At 53.9% G+C, this 14,009-nt stretch carries 12 protein-coding genes and 1 pseudogene; 9 read left to right on the plus strand and 4 right to left on the minus strand.

Features of this window, described 5'->3' with window-relative positions; all coding sequences use genetic code 11:
- Nucleotide 1 precedes the first annotated feature (1 nt).
- The 9 genes and pseudogenes from ACR0JF_RS22765 to ACR0JF_RS22805 all read left to right on the plus strand — a co-directional run bounded on the left by ACR0JF_RS22765 (nucleotide 2) and on the right by ACR0JF_RS22805 (nucleotide 9,768).
- A complete protein-coding gene (locus ACR0JF_RS22765; RefSeq protein ID WP_170470396.1) occupies nucleotides 2-1,114 on the plus strand; it encodes a sn-glycerol-3-phosphate ABC transporter ATP-binding protein UgpC in 1,113 nt (370 codons plus the stop codon).
- Entirely contained in the window at nucleotides 1,111-2,601 is a 1,491-nt protein-coding gene (locus tag ACR0JF_RS22770) for a GMC family oxidoreductase (protein ID WP_170663283.1), read from the plus strand. The genes ACR0JF_RS22765 and ACR0JF_RS22770 overlap by 4 nt, the downstream gene beginning before the upstream one ends.
- Complete coding sequence (locus ACR0JF_RS22775; RefSeq protein ID WP_170663281.1) at nucleotides 2,598-3,356, plus strand: 3-ketoacyl-ACP reductase; 759 nt, start codon at nucleotides 2,598-2,600, stop codon at nucleotides 3,354-3,356. Before ACR0JF_RS22770 ends, ACR0JF_RS22775 begins: the two co-directional genes overlap by 4 nt.
- Before the next feature lie 16 nt (nucleotides 3,357-3,372).
- On the plus strand, nucleotides 3,373-4,959 hold the full coding sequence (locus ACR0JF_RS22780) for a GMC family oxidoreductase N-terminal domain-containing protein (protein WP_170663279.1): 1,587 nt from the start codon (nucleotides 3,373-3,375) through the stop codon (nucleotides 4,957-4,959).
- A 2-nt stretch (nucleotides 4,960-4,961) separates the two neighbouring features.
- Nucleotides 4,962-5,270: a Dabb family protein gene (locus ACR0JF_RS22785; protein ID WP_170663277.1), complete on the plus strand. Its 309-nt coding sequence runs from the start codon at nucleotides 4,962-4,964 to the stop codon at nucleotides 5,268-5,270.
- A 4-nt stretch (nucleotides 5,271-5,274) separates the two neighbouring features.
- Nucleotides 5,275-6,441, plus strand: coding sequence for a dihydrodipicolinate synthase family protein (locus tag ACR0JF_RS22790; protein ID WP_170663275.1), 1,167 nt, complete (start codon nucleotides 5,275-5,277; stop codon nucleotides 6,439-6,441).
- An 8-nt stretch (nucleotides 6,442-6,449) separates the two neighbouring features.
- A complete protein-coding gene (locus ACR0JF_RS22795; RefSeq protein WP_170663273.1) occupies nucleotides 6,450-7,457 on the plus strand; it encodes a LacI family DNA-binding transcriptional regulator in 1,008 nt (335 codons plus the stop codon).
- Between the two features lie 76 nt (nucleotides 7,458-7,533).
- Nucleotides 7,534-8,231: pseudogene (locus ACR0JF_RS22800) on the plus strand (IS6 family transposase).
- A gap of 643 nt (nucleotides 8,232-8,874) precedes the next feature.
- Nucleotides 8,875-9,768: an NAD(P)-dependent oxidoreductase gene (locus ACR0JF_RS22805; protein ID WP_480670038.1), complete on the plus strand. Its 894-nt coding sequence runs from the start codon at nucleotides 8,875-8,877 to the stop codon at nucleotides 9,766-9,768.
- A gap of 170 nt (nucleotides 9,769-9,938) precedes the next feature.
- On the opposite strand, the gene ACR0JF_RS22810 is transcribed toward ACR0JF_RS22805, so the two are convergent.
- From ACR0JF_RS22810 to ACR0JF_RS22825, 4 genes are all read right to left on the minus strand, one after another.
- On the minus strand, nucleotides 9,939-10,235 hold the full coding sequence (locus ACR0JF_RS22810; protein WP_170663269.1) for a hypothetical protein: 297 nt from the start codon (nucleotides 10,233-10,235) through the stop codon (nucleotides 9,939-9,941).
- Nucleotides 10,236-10,345: 110 nt separating this feature from the next.
- Complete coding sequence (locus tag ACR0JF_RS22815; protein WP_170663267.1) at nucleotides 10,346-11,434, minus strand: adenylate/guanylate cyclase domain-containing response regulator; 1,089 nt, start codon at nucleotides 11,432-11,434, stop codon at nucleotides 10,346-10,348.
- Between the two features lie 8 nt (nucleotides 11,435-11,442).
- On the minus strand, nucleotides 11,443-11,814 hold the full coding sequence (locus ACR0JF_RS22820; RefSeq protein ID WP_170663265.1) for a response regulator: 372 nt from the start codon (nucleotides 11,812-11,814) through the stop codon (nucleotides 11,443-11,445).
- 2 nt (nucleotides 11,815-11,816) lie between these two features.
- Nucleotides 11,817-13,394: a sensor histidine kinase gene (locus ACR0JF_RS22825; protein WP_170663263.1), complete on the minus strand. Its 1,578-nt coding sequence runs from the start codon at nucleotides 13,392-13,394 to the stop codon at nucleotides 11,817-11,819.
- Nucleotides 13,395-14,009 lie beyond the last annotated feature (615 nt).

The raw sequence follows: 14,009 nt of genomic DNA on the forward strand, positions 1-14,009 counted from the left end.
AATGGGTTTTCTAGACATAGACAACGCGACCAAATCCTACGGGGCAGTCGAGGTTCTGCACAAGGTCGATATCTCGGTGCAGGAGGGTGAGTTCCTGGTGCTGGTCGGCCCCTCGGGCTGTGGCAAATCCACCCTGCTGAACATGATCGCGGGGCTGGAAGAGATCACCAGCGGTGAAATCCGCATCAAGGACCAGGTGATGAATGGGGTGCACCCGTCCAACCGCAACATTGCCATGGTTTTCCAAAGCTATGCCCTCTATCCCAACATGACGGTCGGGCAGAACATCACTTTCGGGCTTGAGATGCATGGGGTGCCCAAGCCTGAACGCGACAAAGCGATGCAGGAAGTTGCCAAGCTGTTGCAGATTGAGCAGTTGCTGGATCGCAAGCCCGGTCAGTTGTCGGGCGGTCAACGTCAGCGGGTTGCAATGGGTCGCGCGTTGGTGCGGAATCCGGACGTTTTCCTGTTCGATGAACCACTCTCGAACCTCGATGCCAAGCTTCGCGTCGACATGCGAACCGAGATCAAGAAGCTGCATCAAAACCTCGGGACCACCATCGTCTACGTGACGCATGACCAGATCGAGGCAATGACGCTTTCAAGCCGCATCGCCGTGATGAACGGCGGTTATGTCCAGCAGCTGGGTACGCCGCAGGAAATCTATGACACGCCTGCGAATATCTTCGTTGCAACGTTCATGGGCTCGCCTGCGATGAACGTGGTACCGGCCAAGGTTACGGTCTTGAATGGCCGCCCTCATGCAGAGGTCGCCGTTCACGACGGATCTATGGCGCAACTTCCGTTCAGCCAAGACAACTTGGCCGCATGGGATGGGCGCGAGATCTTGTTGGGAATCCGCCCTGAGACTATCACCGATATGGATGGAGCGGATCGAAAGTCGTCGAACATCGCGCAGATGACCAACCGTATCGTGGTGACGGAGCCCGCCGGATCGGACACCTTCGTCTCGATGCAATTGGGCGGACGAGATGTGATCGCGCGTATGCGTTCGGATGCCGAAGTGGCACCGGGTCAGGATTTCAACTTTGCAGTGAACATGGAAAAGGCCGTGGCTTTTGATCCCGAAAGCGAGATGCGGATCCTTCCATGAATCGGGCTGACGTCATAATCGTTGGGTCGGGCATCGGGGGGGCAACGCTGGCTGCCGCGTTGGCTCCGTCCGGTCGTCACATTCTGATCCTTGAACGAGGAAAGCGGTTGCAGCCCTCACCTCAGGACCGAGACCCAAGGGCGATCTTTGCTAATGGGCACTTCCGCCCCGATGAAACATGGGTGGATGGAGCAGGCAAGCCTTTCAACCCGGGAAACTACTACTGCGTCGGTGGCAATTCCAAGTTCTATGGCGCAGCTTTGATACGGTATCGGAAAGAGGATTTTGAGCCGCGTCAGCATATGGGCGGCTACTCGCATGGCTGGCCCTTGCCCTACGAAGAGTTGGAGATGGATTACACCGCCGCGGAACAGCTTTACGACGCGCGTGGCACCACCAAAGAAGATCGCACCGAGCCACCGCACAGTGGGGGTTACCCGCACCCGCCTGTGCCGGATGAGGTTGATATTGCAGACCTCAGGACGCGGCTAAGCCAAGCAGGCCTGACGCCATCCTCAGTGCCTTTGGGCGTGGACATTGAGACCTGGCTAGAGGCCGGGCAAACAACTTGGGATGCGTTTCCCAATACATGCAGCGGCAAAATGGATGCCGAAACCTGTGCGCTTGCCGAGGCAATGAAGCACGGCAATGTCGAACTGTTGACTGACGCGCGTGTTCGTAAACTGAAGGTTGATGCCGTTGGTCGCGTCACAAGTGTCGAAGTTGACCTCTACGGTACCCTGCATGCGCCGGTCATCGTGCTTGCGGCAGGTGCGGTACAGTCCTCGGTCCTATTGCTGCAGTCCGCGAACGACAATTGTCCAGCCGGTCTTGCCAATCGGTCCGATCAGGTCGGGCGGAACTTCATGAACCACAATTGCTCGGCGGTGCTGGCCCTTCATCCGCTGCGTCGCAACAGAGCTGTCTATCAAAAGACATTGATGTTCAACGACTATTACAACAGCGACGGGCAGGGTGGTTTGCCTTTGGGCAACATTCAGATGTTGGGAAAAATCACCGGACCGATTCTTGCGTCGCAAACCCATCTACCGGGTCCAATTGCAGCACTGATCGCCAATCGCAGTTTTGATTTCTATGCTATGTCCGAAGACCTGCCGAACCCAGACAGCCGGGTGACGGTCGAAGGTGACCAGATCAGGCTGGATTGGAAACGCTCGAATTGGGCTGCGCACGAGGCCCTGGTTGCGCGGTTAAAGGCGCATCTGAAGCAGGCCGGGTTTCCTGTTGTATTGTCGCGACCATTTGATCGGCGCACTCCGTCGCATCAATGTGGCACAGCACGGATGGGCAATGACCCAGCAGGCAGTGTCGTCGACACGTTCTGTCGTAGCCACGACCATAAGAACCTTTTCATCGTAGACGCGTCAGTTCTTCCGACTTCTGCAGCGGTGAACCCGGCCCTCACGATAGCCGCACTCGCACTCCGTGCAGGTCGTCACATTATTGAAACGGAGTTCGCTGCATGACCGGAACTGCATTGGTGACCGGAGGACAACAGGGCATTGGTCTCGGGGTGGCGCGCGCCTTGATCGCGGCGGGTTATAAGGTCGCAATAGCCTCTCGCTCGGCACCCGACAAACCGGTTGTTCAGGCGGCTTTGGCAGAGCTTGGTCCAAGCGCAATCTATGTGCAGCACGACGTGTCCGACATTGATCACGTTCCCGCGCTACTGGATCAGATCGAAGCCGATTTGGGCCCGATCACCGCGTTGATAAACAACGCAGGCGTGGGGGCGCCAGTGCGTGGTGACATGCTGGATCTGAAGCCCGAGAACTGGGATTTCGTGCAGAACATCAACCTGCGAGGCGCGTTTTTTCTGGCGCAAGAGGTGGCTCGGCGCATGTTAGCGCAGCCGCAAGACACCTATTGTTCGATCACCTTTGTCACCTCTGTTAGCGCGACAATGGTATCGATCGAACGTGCCGAGTACTGCGTGTCCAAGGCGGCCGCAGCGATGATGGCCCAGTTGTTCGCAGTACGTATGGCCCCCGAAGGCATCGGCGTCTTTGAGCTGCGACCGGGAATCATCGCGACCGAGATGACGGCGGGCGTGCGCGACAAGTACACCGACCGTATCGAAGGCGGCCTTGTTCCCGCGGCACGTTGGGGTGCGCCCGAGGATATTGGGTCCGTTGTGGTCCCACTGGTTCAGGGGCAGATGCACTTTGCGAACGGCGCCGCCATCCCGGTGGATGGCGGCTTGTCGATTTCACGTCTGTAAATCAAGGCGCACAAGAATGTCTGAAGGATATGATTTCATTGTCATTGGGGGCGGCTCGGCAGGCTCGGTGATCGCTGCGCGTCTTTCCGAAGAACCCTCGGCGCGTGTGCTGTTGCTAGAGGCCGGCTCCACCGACCGTCACCCGTTCTTTCACCTGCCAGCCGGGTTCGCGAAGATGACCAAGGGTATCGGCAGCTGGGGCTGGTCCACGGTTCCGCAAAAGCACATGCAGAACAAGGTCTTCAACTACACCCAGGCCAAGGTCATCGGCGGAGGGTCTGCGATCAACGCGCAAATCTATACGCGGGGTGCAGCTCAGGACTACGATGACTGGAGACAGATGGGGTGCGAAGGGTGGAGCTATGCCGACGTGCTGCCCTATTTCAAAAAATCCGAAGACAACGACACCTACGACGACGAGTTTCACGGCAAAGGCGGACCGCTGGGCGTGTCCATGCCCGCAGCACCTTTGCCAATCTGCGATGCTTACATCAAGGCCGCAGGGGAAGTGGGGATTCCCGAAACGCGCGATGTGAATGGGGCGAAGCAGGATGGCGCGGGGTACTATCAGCTGACCCAACGCAATGCGCGACGATCCTCTGCTGCGATGGCGTTTATCGCGCCGAACCGCAGCCGCCCGAACCTGACAGTGCGCACCGGCGCACAGGTCCGCCGCATCATGGTGGACAAGGGCAGGGCGACTGGTGTCGAGATGAAGAACGGGGACAAGATCCTGGCCGCGAAAGAGGTCATTCTGTCCTCAGGTGCCATCGGTTCGCCACGCTTGTTGCAACTGTCGGGTATTGGCCCAGCGGATCATTTGGACAGTGTTGGTATCGACGCGGTTTATCATCAACCTCAGGTCGGCGCGAACCTGCAAGACCATTTGGATTTGTACTCGATTTGCGAAGTGACCGGCCCGCACACCTACGACCGTTTCGCCAAGCTTCACCTTTCAGCCTTCGCAGGCTTGCAATACCTTTTCACCCGTAAGGGACCGGTCGCGTCCAGCCTCTTCGAAACGGGTGGATTCTGGTACGCAGACCCGGATGCGCGTTCGCCGGATCTTCAGATGCATCTGGGGCTCGGTACTGGTATTGAGGCAGGGGTCGAGGCGATGCCCAACGGCGGGGTTACGCTGAACGCTTGTTTCCTGCGCCCCAGGTCACGCGGAACTGTCCGGTTGCAAAGTTCAGACCCCGCGGTGATGCCGCTTATTGATCCCAACTATCTGGCGGATCCTTACGATCGCGAGATGTCCATTCGGGGGCTGAAACTGGTGCAGAACATCCTCGCACAGGATGCGTTGAAGCCGTACATCCTGGCCGAACGTTTGCCGAGCCCGGACGTGCGAACCGAGCAGGAGTATTTCGATTTTATCTGCGTACATTCGAAAACATCGCACCACTGTGCCGGAACCTGCCGTATGGGCAACGATGCCGAAGCCGTTCTGGACCCGCGCCTGCGATTCAATGGGATCGAAGGGCTTCGCGTCGCGGATGCGTCGATTATGCCGACGGTCAATTCATCGAACACCAATGCACCTACAATCATGATCGGCGAAAAAGCGGCCGATATGATCAAACAAGATCAGGGTTTCTGAACATGATCCGCCACATCGTACTGACCAAATTCCGCGCCGACGTGACCGAAGAGACAATCGGAGCCATCTACACTGGCCTCGAGGACGTGTCCAAGGCCCTTCCGGGAGCCGGAGGATTCACCGGGGGGCGTAGTGAAAGCCCCGAGCAGATCGAACGCGGATACATGCATGGGTTCGTGATCGACTTCGACGATTGGGCCACGCTGGAGGCCTATCAGAACAACGAAACGCACAAGGCGCTGGGCGCGCAACTGGTCGAGAACGCCGTGGGTGGCATCGACGGCATTCTGGTTTTGGATTTGGAGGTTTGAGACAATGCAATTGATTTTGCCAAACCCTGAGGGGCAGCTGGAACCCTATGCGCTTACTGGAACGCCGTTAGTGCCGCGCACGCCGGAGGTGCCTCTGACACGGACGGCCTTCGCGGCAGCTCATGTGGTTTCAGACCCGCTGGCAGAACGTAATCCCTGGGATGGGCGCCCCACCGTTGATTGGGATGCGACGCTGCGCTTTCGTCAGGGGCTCTGGGATCAAGGGCTGGGCCTGGCCGAAGCCATGGATACCGCACAACGGGGTATGGGCGTCGATTGGGAGACCGCGTTGGAGTTGATCCAGCGCACAATGAAGGCGGCGCAGGTGCATCCGTTGTCGCCTCGGGTGGCTTGTGGGGCAGGGACTGATCACCTGCCTCTAAGCGCGTTGAACACAGCAGGTGAAATCCTGTCAGCCTACGAGCATCAAGCCGAGGCGATCGAAGCCGCGGGAGGGCAATTGATCCTGATGGCGTCACGCGCCTTTCCAGCGATCAACGCGGGTCCAGACACTTATCACGACGTCTATCGCGCGCTAATCGATGGGGCTGCGGAGCCTGTAATCCTGCACTGGCTGGGCGATATGTTCGATCCTGCATTGACAGGCTATTGGGGGAGCACGGATATCGACGCGGCCAGCGACTTTATGCTGTCCCTAATCAATGAAAATCCCGCCAAGGTTGACGGGATAAAAATATCCTTGCTGGATCAGGCACACGAAGAAACCTTCCGCGCGAGGTTGCCGGACGGTGTGCGCCTCTACACCGGTGACGATTTCAACTACGCCGATCTTATTGCCGGGGACGGAACGCATTTTTCCCACGCTTTGCTTGGCATTTTCGCCGCTATCGCCCCCGCTGCCAGCCAGGCGCTTGAGGCGTTGGCTATGGGCGACATGGATCGCTACAACGCGCTGTTCGCACCGACCGTTCCCCTCAGTCGAGAGATTTTTAAGGCTCCGACGCGGTTCTACAAAGCCGGGATTGCCTATCTGGCATGGCTGAACGGAGCCCAGTCCCATTTCATCATGCCGGGTGGGTTCCAATCCAGCCGTGACATCTGCCACTACGCGCAAGTGTTCAGATTGGCGGATCAGGCCTGTTTACTCTCGGACCCTGAACTGGCTAAAGCACGGATGACCACGCTTCTGAGCTTGCATGGAGTTGAATAATAGCCTGAATGCGCAGACCCACGATCATAGATGTCGCCAACTCGGCGGGCGTTTCCAAGTCGACGGTAAGCCTTGTGTTGCAGGGCAGCCCGCAGGTGAAGCCGGAGACACGCAAGCTCGTCCATACAGCGATGAAAGAGATTGGGTATGTCTACAACCGATCGGCGGCAAATCTGCGATCCACGGGAACGGCGCTGATCGGTTTGGTAATCAACGACCTAACCAACCCGTTTTTCACCGAGTTTGCGACTTCATTGCAGATGGCGCTAGCGTCCCGAGGTTATGCCGTTGTTGTAGCCAATACAAATGAAGAGCCCGAACTTCAGGATCAGGTGGTGGGCGCTATGCTTGAGCATGGTGTTTCTGCCTTGATCCTTTCGCCAGCTTATGGCGATGTTTCAAACACCCTGGCCGCGGTCGAGCGTGCTGGGATACCTTTGATGCAGGTCTTGCGACACGTCGAATGCGAAACGGCGACGTTTCCATTCATCGCCCCTGACTATGCAGAGGGCGGACGGGCGGCCACGCATTACCTAGTAGAAACGGGTTCGAGGCACATCGCCTTCATTGGTGGCTTGGATGGTGCCGCAGTCACTCAGGAAAGGTTGTCCGGTTACATCGCGGCAATGAAGGATAACGGCTTGCAGCCTATTGTTCGGACTGGGAAATCCAGTCGGTCGTTTGGGCAGGAAGCTACCGTTGATCTTTTTAAAGAACATCCGGAATGCAATGCTGCTGTTTGCTTTAATGATATTGTCGCTTTTGGAATGATCAATGCATGTCATGAAATGCATGTTAAGATTGGCAAAGAGTTTCAAATCGTTGGTTTCGACGACATCAAGGAGGCCTCGGAATGTTGGCCTGCCCTTTCTACCGTGCATTGCGGAGTTTCTGGATTTGGAAAAAATGTAGCGGACACTGTTTTGCAATGGCTGCAAGATGGAGTCTCGCCAGCGCGGCACACTCGCACTTCAACGCGCTTGGTTTTGAGGCAAACCACCAAGGACAAAGCTTAGCCAAAGGGTATATTGACCTGGCCTTGTCAGAAGAAGTTTGCTTGAGCGAGGCAGGGTAGTTGCATAGCCTCGATCGATGACCAAACCTGCCTCTTTCAAAACCAGCCCCGAAATCATCCGCCTTGCTGTGATCCTGTCAATCCGTTTCCCGCTCTTGCTTCGGAATGTCGAAGATTTGTTGCACGAGCGAGAGATCGACTTGAGTCACGAAACTGTCCGGTATTGTTGGAACAGTTTTGGCCCAATGTTTGCTGCTGAGATCCGAAGAAAGCGTGTTCAGAAATTGATAGCATACTTAAAATGGAAGTGGCACGTGGACGAGGTTTTCGTGAAGGTGAACGGCAAGCGGCACTACCTTTGGCGGGCTGTGGATCATGAAGGCGAGGTACTGGATGCCGTTGTCACCAAACGCCGAAACAAGGCTGCAGCAGTGAAATTCCTTAAAAAATGATGAAGCCATACGGTAAATCGGAAACCGTCGTCACGGATCGCTTCGCATCGTACCGGGCCGGGCTCAGAGAGCTTGGTGCAAGGGAAAAGCAACAGACGGGCAGGTGGCTCAACAACCGCGTTGAGAATTCGCATCTGCCTTTCCGACGAAGACAACGCGCAATGCAGCGTTTCAGGCGCATGCGAAGTCTACAGAAATTCGCCTCCGTCCATTCCTTGGTCCAAAATCACTTCAACCAGGAAAGATCGCTCGCCAGCAGAGATAACTTCAAGCTGACCTGGGCCGCCGCTCTCGCCGAATGGCGGAAACTTTGTTCCGGATAGGTACGCGGTTTCCGCAGCAAGCTGAGACTGGCTCGAATTCGTCTAACAGCACCTTCGCGACTATGTACCACCATGTCTAGAGTTTTTCGGGTAGCTTCCTCTTGTGCACGAGCGCTGCTTAACTTAACCCAAAGGCTTTCTACCTCGTTTCTTTAGGGCGGTGTACTCAAAGCGACGTCTCAGTTTTCTGCAACCAACTTCTTGATCATATCATTATAAACGTCGCTCGCCATGCTTGAAATTTAAGAGCGTTTGCCCAGGACGTCTTCGAAAAAAGGACATTCAGAGGGATTGGATTAATGTCGGCTTCGAGCCGAGCCTTGGGGAAGGTCCCAGTGCAGTAGTCAATCTGAAAGTATTGAAGATCGGGAAATTTCCGCGTTTGGCAAACCGCTGTCATTGCCTACTTATGAGCCAATGACAGCTTTACGCGCATAGCGGTCGTTCACGCCGATTATGGTGAATGACCGCATCGAGCCCATTGCAGAAATCTGTTTCAAGCGCAGCATCTGTTGTAAGGAGCCAAAAACAGTCGTTCGCTGCGTCCTTTGTCTTGGTTCGCAATGCAAGGTTTAGCGGTCATTGCGTTTGCATTCCGTACTGGTCCAAACTGATGCTCAGTAAGTGTTGAATGGAGACCTCGATGAGCGAAGAAACGATAGGATTTGTTGGTGTTGGCTTGATGGGTCAGGGTATGGCCGCAAATCTGCTAAAAGCAGGCTTCACAGTTAATGTGGTTGCTCATCGGAACCGTGGCCCTGTCGATGACTTAGTCGCTCAGGGTGCGACGGAGGCGGAAAACCTCGCTGGGCTTGCGGCAGTGTCCTCAGTTATCCATATTTGTGCACCCGGTTCGCCTCAGGTCGAGGCAATTGTCGCGGCCATGATGCCAACCATGCAGGCCGGTAGCGTCATTGTGGATTGTTCCACGTCAGACCCGAATTCCACTATGGCACTCGCTAAAAAGTTAGCGCAGGCCGGTCACCATATGGCGGACGCGCCGTTGGGCGGGACACCCGTGCAGGCACAAAACGGAGAGCTGGCGACCATGGTCGGCGCTGACCCAGTTGTTTTTGAGCGGTTGGAGCCTGTTATTGCAGCTTGGGCAAAAACCATCGTTCACATTGGCCCATGTGCTGCAGGGCACAAAATGAAGCTTCTGAATAACTTTCTTTCATTGGGATATGCGGCGCTCTATTCGGAAGCGTTGGCACTGTCCGAAAAAGTCGGAATATCCACCAAGGAATTCGACTCGATCATTCGTGGCAGCAGGATGGATTGCGGGTTTTATCAAACCTTCATGGGGTACGCCGTTGAAGGCAATCGAGAGTCTCACAAATTCACTCTATCCAATGCTCTAAAAGATTTGCGTTACCTCGAAGCCATGGCAGATGAAGTGGGGCTGTCCAATCCAATCGGAAACGCCGCAAAAAACAGTTTTGCAATGGCGCTCGCCGCTGGAGGTGATGGGCCAAACGACTATGTTCCTCACCTTGTCGATTTCGTGGCTGCGAGAAACGGCGTATCCAAGGCGTAATTCTGGTCGCGTTGTACGCGCAGTTAAGAGCGAAATCTTTTGGATGCAGGAACTTGGATTTCAGGTAGTCCCGGCAATCATGCTGAGGATTAAATCCGAGAAGTTTCTTTGCCTTGGCGTTTTGAATGGAAGGTTTGATCCAGCGTCATTTTCTTATTAAATTCAATTATTTAATAAATCGGCGCAACCAACTCTGATGTTGTTAAACTCACAGAGTAGTTGTCGTTTGATACGTTGAAAACCTGATAACCCAACCCATCGACCTTCTGGCAGCAGTCAACCATTTGGCCAAGATAGCGCGCGTCAATACATGCAAAAATAATCCTGCGGCGCAGAGAGGCATCATGTATACAGGCTGGCAAGTTCAGTTCGCGTTCATGCGGCTCAATCACGTCGTTGATCCGCAAGCCACGGATGTTGAACCCGCTTCTTTGTTGGAAACTTTTTGCCGTGGCCTCATTCGCCACTTGGACACAGCATAGCTGTCCTCAAGCACCGTCAGGAGTTCCTCGTCGATTGGAGTAGAGGGCAGCATTACCAGCCTCGCTAAGACTGGTTCGAATTGATCGACAGCACCTTAACTCAGAAGCTGAAACACAGGAACCGTTCCGGTCAGTCCTTTGAATTCTTGATCGCGTAAAAATCGCGTTTTCTTGGATGTTCCTAACGCTTCGACAACCGACGCATCGACTAGTGTTTCGGCAGCTCGCGCGTGTTCACATAGGCGAGCTGCAAGATTTGGCACTTCTCCAATGGCCGCATAGTCAAACCGGCCTTCAAATCCGATACAGCCAATAGTGGTTTCACCCTTGGCGATACCGATCCCGAGACCCAAGCTCGATCCCTCCTTTTGAAAAGGTCCAAGCGCGTTTGCGACCGCAACATGCAGCTCGCTCGCAAAGGTGACAGCCTGGCCTGTAGGATCGCGTGCCCGTAGCGGGGCATTAAACAGAACAACGATGCCGTCGCCCAAGAAACGTTCAAGTGTGCCCTGATGCCGTTCAATCAGTGGTCCAGCGCAATTGTGAAATACGTTGAGGGCTTCCAGTACTAATTGAGGATCAGAAGCTTCCGTAAAGGCCGAGAAACCCCTCAGATCTGCAAACAAAACGACGATGTCCGCTCTTCGGTTCTTAAGAATAGCGCTGTCATCACCAACCGAAATAATTTCTTCTGCCACTTGTCTTGGCAGAAAACGGCGCAAACGATTGAACCGCTCAATCTGACCAATCTGTTGATTTACTCGTTTTTCGAGTTCCTTGTTCCAGCTCTGCACTTCGTCATGCAAAGCTTTTGTTCGCAGCATTGAGCGTACGCGAGCAATGAGTGCAATTGTGTCAACTGGTTTGGTGAGATAGTCATTTGCACCAGCCTCAAGCCCTTGCACCATATCTTCAGTGTTAGAACGAGCTGTTACCAGAACCACCGGAATAAAGGGGAGTATGGGATCCATTCTCAATCTTCGACAGACTTCGAAACCGTCCAGCTTAGGCATCATTACGTCTAGCAAGATCAAGTCGGGCGACAAATCTGTAGCTTTTTCTATAGCGTCTTCGCCATCCACGGCCTCGGCAGTACTATAACCATGCGCGCTAAGTCGCATTGTCAGCAGGTTGCGATTGTCCTGCTGGTCATCGACAATCAAAATGAGTGGTGGGTCTTTCATATTTTCATTCAGACCTGTCCAACAAACGTAATGACTTTGGCCAACAGAGCACGCGGACTGTATGGCTTGGTAACATAGTCATCACATCCGGCTTCCCGTGCTTTTGTTTCGTCGCCAGACAAAGCAAAGGATGTTACCGCGATGATTGGAATGTTCGCGCATATTGGATGCTGCTTTATCTGGCGGGTGGCATCGTAACCGTCTAATTCTGGCATCTGGATATCCATCAAGATTAGATCGGGCTTTTCAGCAATCGCTCGGTCTACTCCTTGCGCTCCGTTTTCGGCCTCCAGCACTTCGAAGCCGTGACTGCCTAGAAGGTCTCGGAGTATGCGTCTGTTGTCAGCCTGGTCTTCTATGACAAGTATTCTTTTCGACATGCTCAGCTCCTCGTGGCCTGGACGGGGAGTACAACAGTGAAAGTCGAACCGTTGCCAAGGCTGCTGGCGACTTCAATTCGCCCACCGTGCATTTCTACGATCTTTTGAGAGATAGACAGACCGAGGCCAGTACCCCCGGCGGCACGCGTAGACGAGGCGTCAGCCTGTTTGAATTCCAGGAAAACCTCATCAATTTGCTCTGCGGAGATTCCAACTCCTGTATCAGTTACGGTTACTACAAACCGTTGATCACGACGCGCCAAGTTTATTTCGACGTAGCCCTTGTCGGTGAACTTTACCGCATTTCCGACGATGTTAAGTAAGACCTGTCTAATTCGACCCGCGTCGCCATGCCCAGTGGGGAGTCCGCCTTCTACTTTGGTGCGGATTTCCAGTCCCTTGCTCGCTGCTATAGGCTCAATCGTGGAAACAACGTCTGTGAGGATCTCAGACATCGAATATGTGTCCAGTGCCAGTTCGAGTGCTCCGGCTTCAATCTTTGAAAGATCCAGAACATCATTGATCAATGACAGTAGTATTTTACCATTCACTTGAACCCGATGCAGCGGATCGTCGATTTTTTGGGGCACCGGACCATAAATTCCATCCCGGATCATTTCGGTGTATCCGAGGATCGAATTCATCGGAGTTCGCAATTCATGGCTCATATTGGCGAGAAATTGCGACTTGTGCAGGTTTGCAGTCTCAAGCTCATCGTACAACGTGCCCAAACGCTCTGTCATACGATTGGCGCTTCGGGCGAGATCTCCGAGCTCGTCGGTGGTCTTGATATTGGCTCGAGCGGCAAAGTCGCCTTGAGCAACTTTTCTTAGTGTGACCCGGATTTGCTCAATCGTGTGGATCAAAGATTTGCTGAGCAGGAAACCAAGCAAAATCGCAATAACGACTGCAATCCCAGCTGAAGCAAGCACCATTCGCCACGATTGATCAAATGCGTTTTGGTTAACCAAAGCTTTCGAACGCATACCATCGCGCAAAAGCAGGTATCGTTTCTCAATCAGATTGTCCAAGGACTTAATTATTGGGACTAGCTGCAACTCAAACATTGATTTGGCAGCTACAATCTGCCCAGCTTCATATCGCTCAACGATATCAAGTCCTATTCGTTTTATTTCTTGAGTCTTTCGCGACACATCCGCGATTTCATCCTTCGAAAAAAGGCTGAGATCCGGTTGATCCCTTGTCTCAATGAGATGGCCAAGAGACTGAATAACATACAGCTTATCTTTAAAGAAGCCTGCACTGTCGCCAAGCATGGTGTTGCCTCCAGTCTCGGCAAAAATTGCCGTTCCATTCAACCAGATTTCTTGCAGACTGCTTTCAAACACCTTTAGATTTGATAGCCGTACCTGATCTTGAAGCAACTCAGCAGTTCGAAGGTTCGCTTTGCGCAACTCAGATAGCCCGGTGAACGCCAGTATTAGCATTAACCCGACAATACCAAGTAGCGCGACGAGCAACTTGGTTCTTATCTTGATGTGAAACCCGCTGGGCAAATTGGTAGAGGTTATTTTTGGGCAATCTGCGGCTTTCACGAAATCAGAAGTTTCGGCAGTCATGTAATCGCTCCCGACAGTATTGATCGGATATGCAATTGACTAATTATGCATCAGAAATGCCAGATCACAAAATCATTGAAGAAGCTCAGGGAAGTTGAATAGTTATGCTTATGGGTAATGGCGTCTTGTGAATGGACCTTCCGGCTCTTTGTCGGCACTTGCTTCTACCATCTTTAAATCCCGCTCTTGGCAGATACACCGCACAACGCCACGGTTTTTCCGTATTTGGTAGCCACTTTTGGGGTGAGGTCGATGTCACTCAATATGCGTCTGACAGTACCTTTGGCGCAATTCGGCCTCGGTGACGGTTTGGATCGCACTGCTAGCTTTGATGTTTTTCGGGCTAATGCGCCATGTAAACTTTGGCAGCGCCTACAATTTCTCGTCTTTCCTGAATTTTTACACGATGTTCTTTGCGATCGCGCCGGGCATATGTTTCGTGATCATGACCGGCGGGATTGATCTATCGGTCGGATCTGTAGCGGCCTATGTCAGCCCAAACGGAATTCAGGTTGCGTTGCCGCGGGCTGGCCGGCGTCTTTCTGGCCTCGGGCTTCGGAGCCGGACAACCCCTTGAGGGCATCGGCTGGGAATTGTCGGCCATCGCGTCCGTCG

The organism is Ruegeria sp. BG11 (genome assembly GCF_056538565.1).